This is a genomic window from Chryseobacterium sp. Y16C (assembly GCF_022488405.1).
In the GTDB taxonomy this organism is placed as follows: Bacteria; Bacteroidota; Bacteroidia; order Flavobacteriales; family Weeksellaceae; genus Chryseobacterium; species Chryseobacterium geocarposphaerae.
Genome location: NZ_CP092711.1, coordinates 2,708,671 through 2,727,693 on the forward strand (window position 1 = coordinate 2,708,671; position 19,023 = coordinate 2,727,693).

General features: G+C 34.6%; 18 protein-coding genes and 1 riboswitch. Of the genes, 3 read left to right on the forward strand and 15 right to left on the reverse strand.

Annotated features, from left to right (window positions below):
- Positions 1 to 76: 76 nt before the first annotated feature.
- The 4 genes from MKS83_RS12040 to MKS83_RS22335 all read right to left on the reverse strand — a co-directional run bounded on the left by MKS83_RS12040 (position 77) and on the right by MKS83_RS22335 (position 4,920).
- Positions 77 to 1,087 (reverse strand): homocysteine S-methyltransferase family protein, encoded by a 1,011-nt coding sequence (locus MKS83_RS12040; RefSeq protein WP_240579900.1) that lies wholly within the window; start codon positions 1,085 to 1,087, stop codon positions 77 to 79.
- A 69-nt stretch (positions 1,088 to 1,156) separates the two neighbouring features.
- On the reverse strand, positions 1,157 to 2,317 hold the full coding sequence (locus MKS83_RS12045) for an O-succinylhomoserine sulfhydrylase (RefSeq protein WP_240579901.1): 1,161 nt from the start codon (positions 2,315 to 2,317) through the stop codon (positions 1,157 to 1,159).
- 123 nt (positions 2,318 to 2,440) lie between these two features.
- On the reverse strand, positions 2,441 to 3,979 hold the full coding sequence (locus tag MKS83_RS22330; protein ID WP_410678501.1) for an ACT domain-containing protein: 1,539 nt from the start codon (positions 3,977 to 3,979) through the stop codon (positions 2,441 to 2,443).
- A complete protein-coding gene (locus MKS83_RS22335) occupies positions 3,976 to 4,920 on the reverse strand; it encodes an alpha/beta fold hydrolase (RefSeq protein WP_410678505.1) in 945 nt (314 codons plus the stop codon). The genes MKS83_RS22330 and MKS83_RS22335 overlap by 4 nt, the downstream gene beginning before the upstream one ends.
- A gap of 59 nt (positions 4,921 to 4,979) precedes the next feature.
- A riboswitch (SAM riboswitch) is annotated at positions 4,980 to 5,088 on the reverse strand.
- A 186-nt stretch (positions 5,089 to 5,274) separates the two neighbouring features.
- On the opposite strand from MKS83_RS22335, the gene MKS83_RS12055 reads away from it, so the two are divergent.
- Complete coding sequence (locus MKS83_RS12055) at positions 5,275 to 7,887, forward strand: MGH1-like glycoside hydrolase domain-containing protein (RefSeq protein ID WP_240579902.1); 2,613 nt, start codon at positions 5,275 to 5,277, stop codon at positions 7,885 to 7,887.
- Positions 7,888 to 7,965: 78 nt separating this feature from the next.
- On the opposite strand, the gene MKS83_RS12060 is transcribed toward MKS83_RS12055, so the two are convergent.
- The 9 genes from MKS83_RS12060 to MKS83_RS12100 form a co-directional block, all read right to left on the reverse strand.
- A complete protein-coding gene (locus MKS83_RS12060) occupies positions 7,966 to 8,391 on the reverse strand; it encodes an OsmC family protein (protein WP_100377155.1) in 426 nt (141 codons plus the stop codon).
- Between the two features lie 7 nt (positions 8,392 to 8,398).
- Positions 8,399 to 9,112 (reverse strand): phosphodiester glycosidase family protein, encoded by a 714-nt coding sequence (locus MKS83_RS12065; protein WP_240579903.1) that lies wholly within the window; start codon positions 9,110 to 9,112, stop codon positions 8,399 to 8,401.
- A gap of 60 nt (positions 9,113 to 9,172) precedes the next feature.
- Complete coding sequence (locus MKS83_RS12070) at positions 9,173 to 10,495, reverse strand: DUF58 domain-containing protein (RefSeq protein WP_240579904.1); 1,323 nt, start codon at positions 10,493 to 10,495, stop codon at positions 9,173 to 9,175.
- A 63-nt stretch (positions 10,496 to 10,558) separates the two neighbouring features.
- Positions 10,559 to 10,909: a four helix bundle protein gene (locus tag MKS83_RS12075; protein WP_240579905.1), complete on the reverse strand. Its 351-nt coding sequence runs from the start codon at positions 10,907 to 10,909 to the stop codon at positions 10,559 to 10,561.
- Between the two features lie 59 nt (positions 10,910 to 10,968).
- The gene (locus MKS83_RS12080) at positions 10,969 to 12,000 is read right to left on the reverse strand and encodes an AAA family ATPase (RefSeq protein WP_410678510.1); all 1,032 of its coding nucleotides are present in this window, start codon (positions 11,998 to 12,000) and stop codon (positions 10,969 to 10,971) included.
- A gap of 91 nt (positions 12,001 to 12,091) precedes the next feature.
- Positions 12,092 to 13,255: a hypothetical protein gene (locus tag MKS83_RS12085; protein WP_240579906.1), complete on the reverse strand. Its 1,164-nt coding sequence runs from the start codon at positions 13,253 to 13,255 to the stop codon at positions 12,092 to 12,094.
- A 15-nt stretch (positions 13,256 to 13,270) separates the two neighbouring features.
- Positions 13,271 to 14,062, reverse strand: coding sequence for a DUF4129 domain-containing protein (locus MKS83_RS12090; protein ID WP_240579907.1), 792 nt, complete (start codon positions 14,060 to 14,062; stop codon positions 13,271 to 13,273).
- Positions 14,055 to 15,017, reverse strand: a complete 963-nt coding sequence (locus MKS83_RS12095) for a DUF4013 domain-containing protein (RefSeq protein ID WP_240579908.1) — start codon at positions 15,015 to 15,017, stop codon at positions 14,055 to 14,057. The genes MKS83_RS12090 and MKS83_RS12095 overlap by 8 nt, the downstream gene beginning before the upstream one ends.
- Positions 15,001 to 15,984, reverse strand: coding sequence for a stage II sporulation protein M (locus MKS83_RS12100; protein ID WP_240579909.1), 984 nt, complete (start codon positions 15,982 to 15,984; stop codon positions 15,001 to 15,003). The genes MKS83_RS12095 and MKS83_RS12100 overlap by 17 nt, the downstream gene beginning before the upstream one ends.
- Positions 15,985 to 16,011: 27 nt before the next feature.
- Between MKS83_RS12100 and MKS83_RS12105 the strand changes: the two genes are divergently transcribed.
- Complete coding sequence (locus tag MKS83_RS12105) at positions 16,012 to 16,758, forward strand: RDD family protein (RefSeq protein WP_240579910.1); 747 nt, start codon at positions 16,012 to 16,014, stop codon at positions 16,756 to 16,758.
- 165 nt (positions 16,759 to 16,923) lie between these two features.
- Positions 16,924 to 17,214 carry a GNAT family N-acetyltransferase gene (locus tag MKS83_RS12110; protein ID WP_100377164.1) on the forward strand — a complete coding sequence of 97 codons (291 nt, stop codon included), beginning with the start codon at positions 16,924 to 16,926 and terminating at the stop codon, positions 17,212 to 17,214.
- On the opposite strand, the gene MKS83_RS12115 is transcribed toward MKS83_RS12110, so the two are convergent.
- Entirely contained in the window at positions 17,203 to 18,174 is a 972-nt protein-coding gene (locus MKS83_RS12115) for a glycosyltransferase family protein (RefSeq protein ID WP_240579911.1), read from the reverse strand. The two genes, MKS83_RS12110 and MKS83_RS12115, sit on opposite strands and share 12 nt — an antisense overlap.
- On the reverse strand, positions 18,171 to 18,998 hold the full coding sequence (locus MKS83_RS12120) for a UDP-2,3-diacylglucosamine diphosphatase (protein ID WP_240579912.1): 828 nt from the start codon (positions 18,996 to 18,998) through the stop codon (positions 18,171 to 18,173). Before MKS83_RS12120 ends, MKS83_RS12115 begins: the two co-directional genes overlap by 4 nt.
- Positions 18,999 to 19,023: the final 25 nt, after the last annotated feature.

Genomic DNA, 19,023 nt, shown 5'->3' on the forward strand with positions numbered 1-19,023 from the left:
AATTTTGTGATGTAATTAAAGATAATATTAAAAACCGTTCCTTTTTCTATCAATTCAATGAAAAAATTCTATTAAATCATACAAATTCTTTCAATTTTCTTGGCGGATATTGTGCTACCAGATCTGCAATCGCTTTGATGTGATCCGGTGTTGTTCCACAACAACCTCCGATAATATTGATCAATCCTTTCTCCACATATTCCTTTACCTGACTTGCCATATCTTCAGGTGTTTCATCATATTTTCCAAAAGCGTTTGGAAGACCTGCATTCGGATATGCCGAAACATGAAATTCTGAATTGTGAGCCAATGTTTCCAGGTAAGGTGTCAATTGATTAGCTCCCAAAGCACAGTTAAAGCCTACGCTTAATAAATTCAAATGTGAAACGGATATTAAAAATGCTTCTGCGGTTTGCCCGCTCAACGTTCTCCCTGAAGCATCAGTAATCGTTCCTGAAACCATGATCGGAATTTTTATTCCTCTCTCATCCTGAATTTCATCGATAGCAAACAACGCTGCCTTTGCATTTAAGGTGTCAAAAATGGTTTCAACCAAAAGAATATCTGAACCGCCGTCTAATAAAGCTTCACACTGCTGTTTGTAAGCCACTCTCAGTTCTTCAAACGTGATTGCTCTGTAACCAGGATCATTTACATCCGGACTTAAGCTTGCCGTTCTGTTAGTCGGACCAATAGAACCCGCCACAAATCTTGGTTTATCAGGATTTTGGGCTGTGAATTCATCACAAACTTTTCTTGCAATTTTTGCAGATTCATAGTTCAATTCATACACTAAATCTTCCATGTGGTAATCTGCCATTGCAATCGTTGTTCCTGAAAAGGTATTGGTTTCCAGAATATCTGCTCCTGCTTCCAAGTATTTTCTGTGAACTTCTTCAATCGCCTGAGGCTGCGTTAATGACAACAAATCATTGTTTCCTTTTACCGGATGTGCCCAATCTTTGAAACGTTCGCCACGATAGTCTTCTTCTTCGAATTTATATCGCTGAAGCATCGTTCCCATCGCTCCGTCGAGAATTAAAATTCTTTCGGATAATGCTTTGTATAATTGTTCTGAATTTTTCATTGTATGTTTCGGCTAAAGCCAATTTTGTATTTTCTTATTTTGAACGGGCTAAAGCCCGTTCCTATCGAATTAGTCCAGTGCTTGTTTTAAGTCTGCTATAACATCATCTACATTTTCCAGACCTACTGAGCAACGAACCAATCCGGCTGTAATTCCAACTTCATTTCTTTCGTCATCAGATAATTTTGAATGGGTTGTAGAAGCCGGATGCGTAACAATTGTTCTTGTATCGCCAAGATTTGCAGAAAGTGAACACATTTTAATCTTATCTAAAAAGTTTCTTCCACCTTCAATTCCTCCTTTGATTTCGAATGCTACAATATTTCCACCTAATTTCATTTGCTTTTTAGCAATTTCATAACTTGGATGAGAAGGCAGGAAAGGATATTTTACCAGTTCTACATTCGGATGGTTTTCTAAAAATTCAGCCACTTTTAAAGCATTTTCACAATGTTTTTCAACACGGATGGCTAAAGTTTCCAAACTTTTAGATAACACCCAGGCATTGAAAGGCGACATTGCCGGTCCAGTATTTCTTGCAAAAAGATAAATTTCACGAATCAGATCTTCTCTGCCCACTGCTACTCCACCCAAAACACGGCCCTGACCGTCAATCAACTTTGTTGCGGAATGCACTACGATGTCTGCTCCGTATTTGATCGGCTGTTGCAAATACGGTGTTGCAAAACAGTTATCTACTATGAAAATTAAATTATGCTTCTTTGCAATTTGTCCGAAAAATTCTAAATCCAACACCTCAATTGCAGGATTAGTAGGTGTTTCCAGATATAAAATTTTAGTATTCGGTTGAATATATTTTTCTACATTTTCGGAATCTTCTGCTTTAAAATAAGTGGTTTCAATATTCCATTTCGGGAAATATTTGGTGAACAACGTATGGGTAGAACCGAAAACCGACTGACAGCTTACGATATGATCTCCTGCATTTAACAAAGTAGCGAAAGTTGAATAAATCGCAGCCATTCCTGTTGCAAAAGCATAACCGGATTCGGCTCCTTCCATTTTGGCAATTTTATCTGTGAATTCCGTTACATTCGGGTTTGAAAACCGGCTGTAAAGATTCTTCTGTTTTTCTTCTGCAAAACTCGCTCTCATATCTTCTGCGTCCTGAAAAATAAAGCTGGATGTCAAATATAGAGGCGTTGAATGTTCATCAAACTGAGTTCTTTCAGTTTGCGTTCTTATCGCGAAGGTTTCAAAATTTTCCATAAAGTTTTAAATTGTAGTAATGTATGAGTTTAGCAATATAATAATGAGATGCTTCGACAAGCTCAGCATGACAATAATAATCAATACTACCCAACCTCTACATTATTAAATTGTTATATTAATTTATTTTTTTTCACTTAGTCTTAAAATATCTCCGAAAACTCCTCTTGCCGTAACTTTTGCTCCGGCTCCGGCTCCCATGATGACAATTGGGTTTTCGCCATAGCTTTCCGTATAAATTTCGAAGATTGAATCCGAACCTTTTAATTGTCCTAATGCGGAAGTTGCAGGAACGGAAACTAATTTCACATCAAGTTCTCCTTTTTCTTTTTGTAAGTCTCCATGTAAGTCTCCAACAAATCTTAACACGTGTCCCGGCTCCTGATTGTCTTTAATTTTCTTATATTCTTCATCCAGTTCTTCCAATCTGGAAAGGAATTCCGATTTTGAAACTGAAAGCAGACTTTCAGGCACTAAATTCTGAATATTGATATCTTCAAATTCATTGATAAGATCCAGCTCTCTTGCCAGAATCAATAATTTTCTCGCTACATCATTTCCTGATAAGTCTTCTCTTGGGTCCGGCTCTGTATATCCTTTTTCCAAAGCTTCGTTGATAATGGTTGAAAATTTATCGTTTCTCAAAGAAAAGTTATTGAAAACATAGCTCAATGTTCCGGAGAAAACTCCTTTAATTCTTGTAATATTTTCACCTGAAAGATGTAGTAATTTTATCGTATCAATCAATGGTAAACCAGCTCCAACATTGGTTTCGTACAGATACTGTTTTTTATTTTTCTCTAATGCTTTTCTTAAACTTCTATAATTTGCAATCGGAAGTGTATTATAGATTTTATTGGATGAAACAATGTCGAAACCATTATCCACAAAAACATCATAATGCTTTACAAAATCTTTACTCGCCGTGTTATCTACCATCACTAAATTTTCAAGATGATGTTCTTTTGCATAGTTGATCAAACCTTCTACACTAGATTCAGTTTGAGAGTAATTCACTTTCTGTCTCCAGTCACTTCCAAAACCGCCTTTGTTTAAAGCCATTTTTTTAGAATTGGCAATCGCAATGATTTTCAACTGTAATCTTTTTCTCGTTAAAATATCATGTGAAGAATCCAGGATCTGTTCTACCAAAGTCCCACCTACATTTCCGTGTCCGATCAAAGCTAGATGTACCACTTTCGGTTTTCCATAGATTTCAGTCTCCACGATATTTTTGGCAATCTCAGTCTGGTTATCGGTCACCACTATATTTACTCTTCCTGCAGATGCAATTTGGTTCAACAGCAATGGGAAGATTTTGTTTCTTTGAAGCTCGGAAAGGATTTTATTGTAATTTTCAGATACAAATCCGATCACTGCTACATTATTAATATTGTAGATATTACTTACAGCTCCTTTTGCCTTTTCATTTTTAAATTCTTCAGTAAGAACACGTACTGCATCTTCCGCATCATTTTCATCTACCAAAACAGAAATTCCGTTCTCAATCGCCTGTTGAGAAATCACTCCTACACTTATCCCCGCATCATTCAGCACTCGGAAAATTCTGGAATCCACTCCAATCTGTCCAAGAAAGTCCTTTCCTTCAAAATTTACCAATGCTTTGTTTTGATAGATGTTTATAATATCTGATGTTGTCATATTTTCAGAATAGGTTTTATTATATTATTTAGTTGTTTGTACTCCATTAAAAAGGCATCATGCCCATGAATTGATTGTATCTCGTGATAGAAAACATTTCCTTTTTTTGATTTCAGCTTTTCAAAGCACATTCGAATCTCTGATGCCGGAAAAAACAGGTCCGTATCTACTGAGATCAGGTGCATTCGTGCCTCTATTTTTTCCAGTTTTTTTTCATCAGCATTGATATTCATCAGTAAATGGTTCATCAGCTTGTATGACTTTAAACTAAACCTTTCGTTTAATGAATTTCCATGATAAATGAGCCAGTCTTCTGACTCTAATCGCTGTTTTTCCTGATTATATTTGTTTTGAAATCTGTCATTTAAAGATTCTGGCGTTCTGTAACAAAGCATCGCATGGATTCTGGCTTTCTGTAAAGGTTCATCATTCTGATTTAATAAGAATTTCTGAACCAGACATTGCGCATGAAGCCAGTCGTGAGTTTTAAAATCGCAGGCAATAGGAATAAAGATTTCGGCCAAATGTGGTTTTTTCACTAACATTTCCCAACCGATTCCTCCCCCTAAAGAACCTCCAATAATGGCGTGTACACTTTTAATATTTAATATTTCAAGACCCTGTAAAAAGATATTGGCAATATCTGAGGGTGTGAAATCTTCATATTCATCAATAAAAAAATCATCATAACCGTTTCCGGGAATATTGAAACACAGAACTGTATAGGCATTCGTATCAATGACCTGATCCTCTCCAATCAATTGTTTCCACCATCCGTTCTCACCTGAAACATTGGAATTTCCGGTTAAGGCATGGTTAACTAAAATGATCGATGCTGAAAACAAGTCTTTCCCGAAAAGCTGATAGCTCAACGGGATATTATATTCCTTTTGGGAATCTGTACGATACGAAAAATTAATATGTTTAAGTTCTGCTTTCAATTCTATTATATTTTAATACAATTGAAAATGCCACAGGAAATGGCTGAAAGAACTTCAGTAAGTTATCTGTCCAAAAATAAATTTGGTAGAACGTAGCACCTTCTTTGCTTTCACAAAGGGTTGCTAAGGTTTCACAGGGTCTAATCCCTCAACCTTTCTTGATAACATTTTCAATATTTGAATGAACGAATGGTGCAAAGGTATAACATTTCTTTTATATATTAAAATAAATTATTTTAAAGCTTGGAAACCTTATTAAATAAAGGCTTAGCTGTGAATATTAAATTTTATTCAGATTCAGGATGTTGGAATTTTTTCTCAAAAAAACTACCTTCGTATTGAAAAATGCTGAGTATGATTGCTGAAAAACAAAGATTAAAAGATACCAACTGGAAAAACTGGGGTCCATATGTAAGCAACCGACAATGGGGAAATGTACGTGAAGACTACAGCTCCAACGGTGATGCATGGAATTTCGCCAATCATGACGCTGCAGAAAGCTATGCGTACCGTTGGGGAGAGGAAGGGATCGCGGGAATCTCCGATGTAAAGCAGCTTTTATGTTTTGCCTTTTCTTTCTGGAATAAGAAAGACCGAATCGTAAAAGAACGTCTCTTCGGATTGAGCAATCCTGAAGGAAATCACGGGGAAGATATCAAAGAAATTTTTTATTACCTGGATAATACACCTACACACAGCTATATGAAGATGGTGTATAAATATCCTATGAATGCCTTTCCGTATGATAAAATCCGTTCAGAGAATGCTAAGAGAAGTAAAAAGGAACCTGAATACGAAATTATTGATACCGGAATTTTCGATAAGGATGAATACTTCGACATCTTTATTGAATATGCCAAGGCGGATCATAACGACATTTTAATCAGAATCACGGTTTGTAACAGAAGTGAGATCAGCGCGCCTATCGTGATTGCACCAACAGTATGGTTCAGAAATAACTGGAAATGGGGATATAACACCTATAAAGCTCAATTAAATGCAGCGAATGACGGAAGTATCAGTATCAATCATGACAGCATTTCCATCAAAAAGTTTTATTCAAGAAATGATAATGCGCAAAGCGTTTTTTGTGAAAACGAAACCAACAATCCGAAACTATACGGAACACCTTACCCCGGAAATACTTATTTCAAAGACGGGATCAATGATTATATCATTTACGGAAGCAATACTATAAATCCCGAAAAAACAGGGACAAAAGCTTCATTCTTACTCGATGAAACAATTGAGGCGGGAGCTTCTAGAACTTTTGATTTCAGACTTTCACCACATAATCTGGATGAACCGTTTGACCAGTTCGATCAAATCTTCGATCAGAGAATGGATGAAGCCAATGAATTTTATGATGAAATTCAGAGCGATGTCGCCAATGATGATGAAAGAAATGTACAGAGACAGGCTTTTGCAGGCTTGCTTTGGAATAAACAGTTTTATCACTACAATGTCGGGAAATGGCTGAAAGGCGATCCTAATTTTGATGCACCAAGAGATTTCAGCAATTATGTAAGAAATACGGAATGGAATCATATGCATAATAAGGACATTATTTCTATGCCCGATAAGTGGGAATATCCATGGTATGCAACTTGGGATCTGGCATTTCACTGTGTTCCTTTTTCCATTATTGATGCTGAATTTGCAAAGGGGCAGCTTCTTTTGTTGACGAAGGAATGGTACATGCATCCGAACGGACAGCTTCCTGCTTATGAATGGAATTTAAGTGATGTAAATCCTCCCGTTCACGCGTGGTCTTGTTTCCGCGTTTTTAAAATTGATGAAAAGCAAAATGGAAAACCAGATCTTTTATTTTTAGAAAAGGTTTTCCAAAAGTTGCTTCTAAATTTCACATGGTGGGTCAACCGAAAAGATAAAAACGGTAAAAACATTTTCGGAGGCGGATTCCTTGGCCTGGATAATATCGGTGCTTTTGACCGTAATATGGTTTTAAAGGATGGCCAACATTTGGAGCAAGCCGACGGAACAAGCTGGATGGCAATGTATGCCTTAAACATGATGCGAATTGCTATGGAGCTGGCTCAGTATTATCAGGTGTATGAAGATATGGCTATTAAGTTCTTTGAGCATTATCTTTATATTGCAGAAGCGATGGAAAATCTGGGTGAAGGAACAAAAGGTCTCTGGAATGAAGAAGACGGATTTTTCTATGATGTTCTTCAGCTTGGTAACGGCGACAGTGTTTCCTTAAGATTAAGAAGTATTGTGGGATTGATTCCTTTGTTTGCGGTAGAAATTGTTGATCATAAATTATTGGAAAATATGCCCAACTTCACTGCAAGAATGGATTGGATCCTAAAAAATAAACCTGAACTAACCAAACTTGTTTCTCACTGGGATGAAGAAGGGCAAGGAAGAAAACACCTCATGAGTATCCTCCGTAAAAACAGATTAACAAAGGTTTTAACAAGGATGCTTGATGAAAAGGAATTTTTAAGTCCCTATGGAATTCGTGCCATGTCAAAAGTGTATGAAGAAAATCCCTTTGTTTTCTCAGTTCATGGCGTTGAAAATGTCGTGTATTATACGCCCGCAGAAAGTGACAGCCGAATGTTTGGTGGAAACAGCAATTGGAGAGGTCCGATTTGGTTTCCTATCAATTTCCTGATTGTGGAAAGTCTACAGCGTTTTCATTATTATTACGGAAACAGTCTGAAAGTAGAACTTCCGACCGGAAGTGGTGATAAACGGAATCTTGATGAAGTTGCCCAGAATATAAGCCACAGATTATGTTCTATTTTCTTAAAGGATGGTAGCGGGCAACGTCCTTTCAATGGTGGAAATGCTAAGTTTAATTTTGACGAAAACTTTAGAGATTATATCACCTTTTTTGAATATTTTCATGGTGACAATGGTCGCGGAGTCGGTGCATCGCATCAGACAGGATGGACTGCAACGGTTGCAAAACTAATGAAACCGAGATTAATGTAAATAAATTTAAAAAATTAGGGTATTAGAATCGAAAACAACGTTCAAATTCTCATACCCTAAAATATTCGTAATAGTATTCTAGTGAGTAACTTGCTCTCCGTTTACAAAAACTTCGTACCCTATTTCTACAGTAGGCTCTAGTGTTTTAGAAACAGAACAGTATTTTTCAAAAGATAACTGAGCTGCTTTCTGTGCTTTTTTAGGATCGATATTTCCTTCTAATAGAAATTTCACCTTAATCGCTTTGAATGGTTTTGCGTCTTCAACAGGAATACGTTCTCCTTCTACCTCAGCTTTAAAACCGGTAATTTCCTGTCTCTGTTTTTTCAGGATAGAAACTACGTCAATTCCGCTACATCCTGCAACGGCCATCAAAACACTTTCCATAGGAGAAACTCCTTTTGCTCCAGGCTGAGAAGTATTATCCAGTAAAATTGAATTCCCTTGTGAGTTGGTGCATTCAAATAAAAAATCGTCGTTGATTCTGTTAAGTGTTATTTTCATTTTAAATTTATTTTTTCAGTTCAGTTACTCCAATCATGACTCCAAAATCACCGTCTTTTTGAATCCATTTTTTGTCTGGATAATAAATTCTTGATACAAAACCATCAAGATACAAAGCTTTTATACAGCCTAGTTCTTTAAATATAGAAGCAAAATTATAAAAATTAACTTCTTTTTTAGACATAATAAAAACTATATTTCCATCCTTTAAGATCCCTACTCCATTTCTTACATTAACATTTTGGGAGTTTTCCTGAAAAATCGGATTTATTTCTCCGTTAAACAGCAGCATCGGTCCAGATTGAGTCGCGTATTTAATATTTGAATGATACTTGAAAGCTTTCGTCTCAATTAATTCAGCATCGTTATTTTTTGTGAGATAAAATACTCCATTAGGATTGAGGTAGAAATTACCCTTTCCTGATAATGTGTCGAGTTTATTTAGAATTTTAAAATTTTCAATATAAAGTCCTTTTGGAGAATTGTTCATTTCAAACATTCCGCCATTCATGGCAAACATTAATCTCTTGTTATCCTGTTCTACTTTATTTTTTAAATTCTTAATACTTTTAAGAATGGTTCCGTCATCATCTTTCCAATACAGTGAGACATTTTCAAGTTTCGGATTTACTTTAAATATCACAAAATCATCTTCATTTTTCAATTTACCATTACAGCAAAGCATTGAATAAAAACACAATATCATTAATGAAATTCTCATCTCAATGCATTTTAGTAAAAATCAAAATGTGAGTAGTTTAAAGAACCCGAATCTTCAAAGTTATAAAATCCCTCTCGCTTTTATCTCAAGATACTTATTGATCACATCGATATTTAAGTTTTCAGGAAGTGTATACACTGAATAAATCCCATATTTTCGAAGCTCCTGAATGATTAATTTCTTCTCAAACTCAAATTTCTCTGCTACAATTTCATCATAGATCTCCTGCATATTTTCAGGATTCTTATGCATCAACGTCTGTATCTCAGAATTTTTAAAGAAAACGACAACCAGCAAATGGTTTTTAGCAATTCCACGAAGATATTTTAACTGCCTGTTCAGTCCGTCTAATGTTTCAAAATTGGTAAATAGCAAAACTAAACTTCTTTGATTGAGAGAAAATTTTACATCCTGATACAATCTGTTGAAATCACTTTCAAAGAAATCTGTCTTAACATTGTATAAAGCTTCAGAAATTTTCTTTAATTGTCCGGATTTATTATCTGCAGCTACTCTGTTTTCGGTTTTTTTAGAAAAAGTCATCATTCCTGCCCGGTCTCCTTTTTTCAGAATGATATGAGATAAGGCCATCGTTGCATTGATAGAATAATCCAAAAGGCTTAATCCGTTAAATGGCATTTTCATCGTTCTTCCTTTATCGATCAACATAAAAATACGTTGTGCTTTTTCATCCTGGAACTGATTCACCATCAATCGATTGGCTTTAGAGGTTGCTTTCCAGTTGATGGTTCTTACATCATCTCCGGGAACATATTCCTTGATCTGTTCAAATTCCATGGTGTGTCCCAGTTTTCGTATTTTTTTGATTCCTCCCAATAAAAATTCGTTTTGAAGCGCCATCAATTCATATTTTCTTAAGTGAATAAATGAAGGATAAGAAGGCAACATGGCATCTTTCTGAAAGGTAAATCTCTTAGCAACCAACCCTAAAGGGGAAGAAACAAAAATATTTAAGGCACCAAAGCTGTATTCTCCTCTTTCTTTAGGTTCTAAAACATATTGAAAAAATGAATTTCTGCCTTCTTCAATACTTTTTTCGATCATGAAATCTCTTTTCTGAAACTGAAAAGGAATCTCATCAATTACTTTTACATGAATCTTAAATCTGTAATTGTTTTTAATATCAACTTTCACCGGATTTTCATCGCCGTTGGATAGTTTCTCTGGTAATATTCTCTGTGATAAAACTCCTTCCTTTCTGTTAAAAACAAGCAAATAATCTACCATCACCGCCAGAAAACTGATCAACAATAAAGCATGCGCAACAATCATCAGAAAAGGAAAGAAAAATGCAAAAACATAGATAATCCCCACTCCGATGAGTGCAAAGAAAAAGCGTGTATTGATGTATAGGTTTTTCATTCTTTTGAAGGTTGCAGATTTTAGATTTTTAGGTTGCAGGCTTGTGACTGTTAAAGCTTTTGGTTATTTTAAAGAATTAATTAATCCGTTTAGCATTTTTGAAATTTCAATTATACCTTCGTTTAGTTTTAAATAGTTTGTTTCATTTAAAAAATGAAGATTTCTTGAAATAATTAATTGAGTTTCAACTTCAGCACAGCTTCCTCTTGAAATTCTCAAAAACTGTAAATAATCTAGTTTACTTCTCCTAGAATTTCCTTCCGCAATATTCGACGGAATCGAAACAGAAGCTCTTCTAATTTGAGATTTTAAGCCAAACGTTTCATCTTTTGGAAAAGTTTCAGTTGTCCTATAAATTTCAGTTACAAAATCAATAGATTTTTGCCAAACTAAAAGCTCTTTAAAATTAGCCATACATGAAATTTTTAAACGTCGAATTGCAGAACTATAATCTACACCCTTTTACCTGCTACCTATCTAGGAATCTCTATTCCTTCTAAAATTTGTCGGATGATTTCATCAGCGGTTAAACCTTCCATTTCTCTTTCCGGAGAGACAATGACTCTGTGTCTTAATACTGCATAACTCGCTTCTTTGATATCTTCCGGAGTTACGAAATCTCTTCCTCTCAATGCAGCAAAAGCCTTTGAAGCCGTCAGCAATGCTAAACTCGCTCTTGGAGAAGCTCCCAGATATAAAAACTGGTTTTCTCTGGTATTGATGATGATTTTAGCAATATATTCTATCAACTGAGATTCTACGATGATTTCTTTGACCAACTGTTGATAATTTTTAAGCTGTTGAGCCGTAATGACGCGTTCTACAACATCTGTCTTATCTTCTTTTTTACTTTCATGCTGATTTTTTATGATCGCAATTTCCTGTTCAAGATTCGGATATCTTACATTGATCTTAAAAAGAAAACGGTCCAGCTGAGCTTCAGGAAGTCTGTATGTCCCTTCATGTTCAATAGGGTTTTGAGTAGCAACAACTAAAAAAGGTTCATCCATCGTATAACGGGTTCCGTCCATGGTGATCTGCCTTTCTTCCATTACTTCAAAAAGAGCCGACTGCGTTTTCGCCGGTGATCTGTTGATCTCATCAATCAGAACAAAGTTGGAGAAAATTGGGCCTTTTTTAAATTCAAATTCTGAATTTTTCATACTGAAAACAGAGGTTCCCAAAATATCTGAAGGCATCAGATCGGGAGTAAACTGAATTCGGCTGAAATCTACGTCAATGGTTTTTGCCAGTAGTTTTGCCGTGATGGTTTTTGCCACTCCCGGAACACCTTCTATAAGAACATGTCCGTTCGACAAAAGAGCAGCCAAAAGATGCTCTATCATGTCTTCCTGACCGACAATCACTTTAGCGATTTCGGTTTTTACTTTCTCTAAACTTGTACGAAGTTCGATCATGTCTATACGAGACTGAAAATCCCCTTCTTTTTTTTCAAGATCTACAGCAGCCTGATTGTCTAAATTTGGGTTTTCAAAATTATCCATACTATTATGTTTTTTCAATCTGATAATATAGCCGTTTAGCAATAAGATTCTTCGCCTTGAATGACAACTACATGATCAAATAATTAGATTGTTATATTTTAATGATTTCATCCAACAGCTTATTCATTCTCACAAGATCCTCCTTCATCACACTGGAATAAGGATCCTGTCCTTTTTTGATAAGCTTTATTGCTTCTTCAATCATTTCTGTCGATTTCCCGGTTTTTAAATGGAGCTTTTTCGCAAAGTCTTCATCCAGGTTCTGGGTATCAATTAAAAGGTCAAGCCTCACTTTATTTAAAAAATACTGGGCTTTTTTCGCCATCATATCATGAAAATCCCCTTCCTGAAGATATAAATTACCGATGCTTTTTACAAATTCTGCAGATGTATTTTTCAAAGGCTCTATGATGGGGACTACTCTTTGTTTTCTTTTCGCATTAAAAAATATAAATAATACCAAGCCTCCTAAGAATACCCACCAAGCATATTTCAGAGCAGGTTTGGACAGAATAAATCTCATGAAGAACCGAGACTCTTTTGTATTGCTTTCTACAAACCAAAGCGTATCTCTATCCTGAAGATAAGAAAATACATCCTGGAAATATTTTACATTTCCTTTTTTCAACAGATAATAATTGGTAAGGAATAATGGTTCACAATGCACATAAAAAGTACCTTTCCCGAATTTTGCTTTAATGAAATTTGCCTGATCAGAGTTATTTTTCTCTACCGTCTTACCCAGAACCTCAACTCCAGGTTTTATATAGGAAAATCCTCTTCCTGAAGGGAATTTGTCTAAATGGACAAAATCTCCCTGATATTTTTTATCGGTAAGTTTTAAATAATTTTCTTCTTCAAAAGAAATCTGAGAGTCATAATAACCTATACTGTCTGAAATCTGTTTCGGAAGCTGACTTACAATGATCATAGCATCTGAACCTCTGGAAACCTGATCCATAATCTTTTTCCAGGATTCCATATCGATTTCGCTTTCAATGATGAGAATATTGTGAGCGGGTTTATTTTTATTCTCATTATAGTATTCATAAGCCGAAACATCAACCTTCTTCAGTTTTCCTTTAAAGAGGTCTTTACTTTCATGGCTGAAGACGAATAATCCGAAAGGAGATTTTTCCTCTACATCAAAATTCTTACGCCAATCTGTAACTTCTTTTTTGTTTACTTCAAGCAATGCCAATATCACCATAATAATGATGAATACCAAAGCATATATTTTGAAAGTCTTGTTCATTTTTTTCTAAAATTATTACAGTTTGAAAGATTGATATTGCTGCTTAAATCTCAAATAATCTTCCTTATCAATCCCGAATTCGCCATACCATACATAATCGAAGATATAAGACAGTTTTGAAAACTCATTTTTCAGATTGGGCTCTTTTAGTTCTGTTACGTAATCTTTATTGGTCTTTTCAGGGTTCCAGACGATAATTTTTCTGTCACTTAACTTTTTTAAAATATATAGAAACTGATATCGAATGGCAGAACGGTATTCTCCATTGTTTTCAAATTGGGCAATACTTTCCGGAAAATTGATCTCATGAATGTTTTCATGAAGTTCTTTCTCAGCAATATCCAGCTTCTTATTTTTTCTGCCGAAAATAAAACTGCCGTCTTTCCCCAATAAATATTTAATAATAAAATACAATAGAAAACCCACCAAAACAATGGCAAACAAACGAATTAAAATATCTGTAAATTTTGCAGAACTGCTTAAGCTCGTTTTTCCAAAAATACTTTCTATCAATCTGATGATCTTCCTCTGAAACTTTTCCCAGAAAGACTCTCTTGGTTTTGATACAGAATAATCAAATTCATTTCCTTTATATCTCGAACGGATATTTTCTTTAATTTTCTTTGGATATACTGTATTTTCCGTAATCGGTTTCTTCAACAGTACGGAATCTGCACGATTCATTCCTTTATAATGTTCTTCACTTAAAGAATCCACCACTACATCAACTGCAGTCGGCGGTTTGCTTTCCTGTGCAAAAGAAAAGCCTGTCGTAATAAAAAGAAAAAAAAGAATGAGTTTATTCATTAATTCCGATCGTATCAATTTCTGCCAATTCTACTTTCTGATGAAGATCTGTTCTGCTGTCATAATACATCAATCCTGCATTCACATACAGCATATTTGAAGTAAAAAATGAAACCAGTAACGATATGCCGTAAACTATAAAAAATACCACTCCAAATCCGCCACTAAAAGGATCCTGCTCAAAGTTTCCATCCGGAGCTGTAGTAGATAAGGTAGCAAAAAATATAACCATCGGAATCGCTGTAAAGATCATAGAAATGATGTACAAAATAAGCGAGATAATAATGGTGCTTCCCCAATATTTCCAATAAGGAGAGCCTTCTCTTGCATTAGGATATGAAAACTGCGCTCTTATCGAATAGCTTAGACTTTCAAAGAAACCTCTCGATGAATTAAAATAATCATACATTAAAAATGTAACTACATTAAACAAGGTAGGTCCTACAAAAAGCATGATAAAAATACCTATAATAAGAAAAACCAACACATAGGAAATTCCCATAACGATAAAGGATAAAGGAGTAACAATAAAAGTCATCCCTAAACACAAGATGATTATTTTCTTGAAATTATTTTTAAAATCCCCCAAAATATCATCGGTTCTGATCTTATGTTCACCAGCCGCCAATCTTTTCAGATAAAAGACAGGATAAAGATAATTGATAATCATAAGGATCATAAACAGTATAAACGTAATAATTCCGGTCACAAAAAACATCCCGAAATTATTCTGAAAATAATTTTCGAAATAATAACTCTGTCCGCTGATATTAGACCCTAAAGCCTGGCCAAAAAGCTCTTTAAAACCGAAAATAAAAACAACTACCATTAAGATAAGAAGCAGACCGTTCAGTAAAATGTAATTTTTAAAATAATTTTTACCATAAAGCTTAAAGAAAGAAAAACTGTCACTTATAAATGTTCCGAAATCTCTTTTTTTATAAAACTGCATCATGTATGTGTTTATTAATTTTTTTATTTACAATATACGGGTAAACGAAATAATACCCTCCTATAATTGCCAATGATCCGAAAATGATGATGATATTTAAAATCAAGGGCATCTTTAAAGCATGTCTGGTTACATATCCCTCAATAATTCCGGCACATATCGTGAAAGGAACTGTGCTTAGAAATATTTTAAAAGAATCTCTGAACCCTATTTTACAGGAATTAAATCTTGAAAGCGTTTTCGGGAACAGAATGGAGGCTCCTAAAATCAGGCCACACATCGCTTCAACCACCATAGAGAAAATCTCAAAGACTCCATGAAGCCAGATCCCTCTCGCACTATCCTGTAAAGCTCCGTATTCTGAAAAGAAATACTGAAAAGAACCCAACATGATACTGTTCGATAACAAAGCAAACAAAGTCCCTACTCCTCCAAAAATTCCGTACAAATAAAGCTTTGCTCCTACTCCGATATTATTGAAGATAATTCCGATAGTGCTTCCCCATGTAGAGCCACTCTGATAAACTCCTACCGCATTTCCTTTCTTTATATTCTCGATAGTCATATTGACATAATCTTCTCCCAAAATAATATTGGCAAAGTCTTTATCATAAATAGCTGAAACCACTCCCATCGCAGTAAAAAGAATAAAAAAGAGAAAAGCATACAAAAGATATCTTCTGTATTGAAAGACCAAAAGAGGAACTTCTGTTTTGAAGAAATACATAATACGGTTTTCTTCTACTCTTTTCGTTTTATAAATTTTCTGGTAAATCTGAGAAGAAAGATGATTTAAGTAAACTGTAGTATTACTTTTAGGATAATAAGTCTGTGCAAAAGAAAGATCATTGATGAGATTAATATACAGCGAAGAAAGGTCGTCAGGATTTTTTTTAATTTTCCCCTGAATAACCTGCTCAATTCCCAACCATTTTTCTTTATTTTGTTTAATGAAATAAACTTCTCTCATAATTGTAAGGCTAAAATAATAAAAAATATGTCTCAAATTGCGATTAATACCTCACAAAATGTCAATATTAATTTTAATGTTGCGAGCGTGGGCGAAAGGATGCTTGCATTTATCATCGACCTGTTAATAAAAATTGCTTATGTGATCGTTATCTTTTATTTATTTTTCAACGTTTTGGATTTAGGCTACTTATTGGATGGTCTTGATCAATGGTCTCAAATGGCAATTTATATCGCCATTACTTTTCCTGTATATATTTACCCGTTGGTATTGGAAAGCCTTATGGAAGGACAGACTCCCGGAAAAAGAGCCTTAAAAATAAGAGTCGTAAAAATTGATGGTTACCAGGCAAGTTTTGGAGATTATATGATACGTTGGGTATTCAGAATTGTTGATACTTTATTTGTCGGAGTAATTGGCATTATTTCTATGGTTATTTCCAAAAACAATCAGCGTTTAGGGGATATTGCCTCAGGAACGGCAGTTATTTCGCTTAAAAACAGCATCAATATTTCCCACACCATTCTGGAAAATATCCAGGAAGATTATATTCCTTCTTTTCCACAGGTGATTGCTTTAAGTGACAATGATATGAGAATCATTAAAGACAACTATCAAAAAGCGTTAAGAATAGACGACAGACACATTATTAATAAACTTTCTGAAAAAATCAAAAGCATTCTCAAACTGGAAACAGATCCAAAGATGACCGAAAGACAGTTTATCGGAATTATTATTAAGGATTATAATTATTATACCGGAAAAGATAGTTAGTCAATTGTGAACTTTGCTTCGCAAGTGAACTGTGAAAATTTAATCCAATTTTAAAATTGGCAAGCAAAATCGATTAACAATTCACTATTCATCTTCTTTCTTGATCTACATCAAAACATCGTCGGTGTGGTTTTTGTACTTTTACCTATCATTAAAACTTAGATTATGAGATTCGAAAACAATAAATCAGGAAACGGCGGAGTCATTACTTTAAATAATGAGATTAAAGAAATCGGAAGATTAACCTACACTATTTTCCCGGAAGAAAGCAGATTTATCATTTCTTTTGTTCTGGTTCATCCTGAATTTGAAGGTCGTGGAATGGGAAAGTTTCTAGTAGAGGAAGCGATTAAATTTGCAAGAGAAAATAACTGGAAAGTGTATCCCCATTGCTCTTATGCAAGATCCGTAATGATGAGAATGAACGATGTTGAAGATATTTTTTTAAAGAACTAAAACCTCGTTCACTAAAATCTCTTCGATATTATCAAGATAATTTACTTTCAGGTGTTGATCGTCATTCACCCATTTTTCTATTTCTCCAAGCTGTAAAACTTTTGAATTAGGAATTCCCATTTTGTCCAGTGCACAAGCATTACATTCCTGTTCATATTGATTATGAATAGGGATAACGAATAATTTCTTGTCCATAAAAAGAGCTTCAGCTGGACTTTCAAAACCTGCATTGCAAAGAATTCCGTCACAGTTTTCAAAAGATTGTAAATACTGAATTTCATCAATCGGGAAAACCTCAACATTATTTTCTCTAAACTGAAGCTGAGTATATTTGGAAAAAACCTTCCATTCTACAGGAATCTGTTTTAAAACTTTAATAATATTTTCGTCTGAAAAGCTGGGAAGATAGACTAAATAGAACCCTTTCTTATCCGGATTAAGATTTCTTATTTTCCTTCTGATAACCGGCTTTTTAATTTGTGGATGATAGTTTTCAAAATGAAATCCTATTCTTCGGTCGCTTGGAACATAATATTTCAACACCATTTCTCCAAGAAAATCCTTCTTTTCAGGTTTAGGGGTTTCTTTGAACAACATAGAAGCCTGATGACTAAGTTCAATCATAGGAAGTTTTCTCAGTTTACAAGCCCAACCTGTTAAAGGTTCATAGTCATTGATGATTAAATCATATTGTGACAGTTCAATTTCTCTGATCGTTTTTATCGCTTTAAAAAAGTCATTATCAAAAAACGTTTTTTTATAGGATAAACCGCCCGTTTTATCATATAGCAACGAAATACCTTTATGTTGGAAATTAACATCAAAATCGGCCTTTAATTGTGACTGATGTCCACTGATCAAAGTATCAACCTGCGCATATTTTTTTAAGATAGGAACAATCTCCTGTGCTCTTGCTACATGTCCGTTTCCGGTTCCCTGAAAGGCATATAATATTTTCATTGAGAAAAATTGGTTACAAGTTTCAAAAGCTCTTCATTAGGAATATCCTGAATTTCTTCTGTTTCGTCATCTGCAAGCAAATGCTTGTGCTCTTCGTAGTAAAAGATCTTCCATTCATTATCGTTATACTCCAAAGCAGAAAGATTTTCTATCCAGTCTCCGGAATTAAGATAAGTACATGAGCCTTTTTTAGTGACTACTTCACGAATCTGAGGCTGATGAATATGACCACAAACTACATAATCATAATGGTTGTCTATAGCCAGTTCAGAAGCCGTTAATTCAAAATCTCCAATGTATTTAACTGCTTTTTTTACGTTATTTTTAATTTTTTTGGAAAACGAATATTTTTCTTTACCCATTTTCTCTAAAAACCAATTTACGATATTATTGATTACAATCAGCAAATCGTACCCTTTTCCGCCCAGTTTTGCAATCCATTTGGAATGCTGCACCGATGCATCAAAGACATCTCCGTGAAAGATCCAGGTTTTTTTGTTATTGATATCTAAGCAGATTTTATTACAGACTTTTAATTTTCCCAATTCGAAATCTGTAAATTTCCGGAACATTTCGTCGTGATTTCCGGTAATATAGAATACTTCAGTATTTTTTGTAGCCAAAGAAAGGATTTTCTTGATGACCTTTAAATGAGGTTTAGGAAAGTAAGACTTTTTGAACTGCCAAATATCAATGATATCTCCATTCAAAACTAAAGTTTTAGGCTGAATAGAATTCAGATATTTTAATAATTCTTTAGCCTTACATCCATAAGTCCCCAAATGAACATCCGAAATGACAACCAATTCAATGTTTCTCTTCATAGATGATTTTATGCAAAGAAACTAA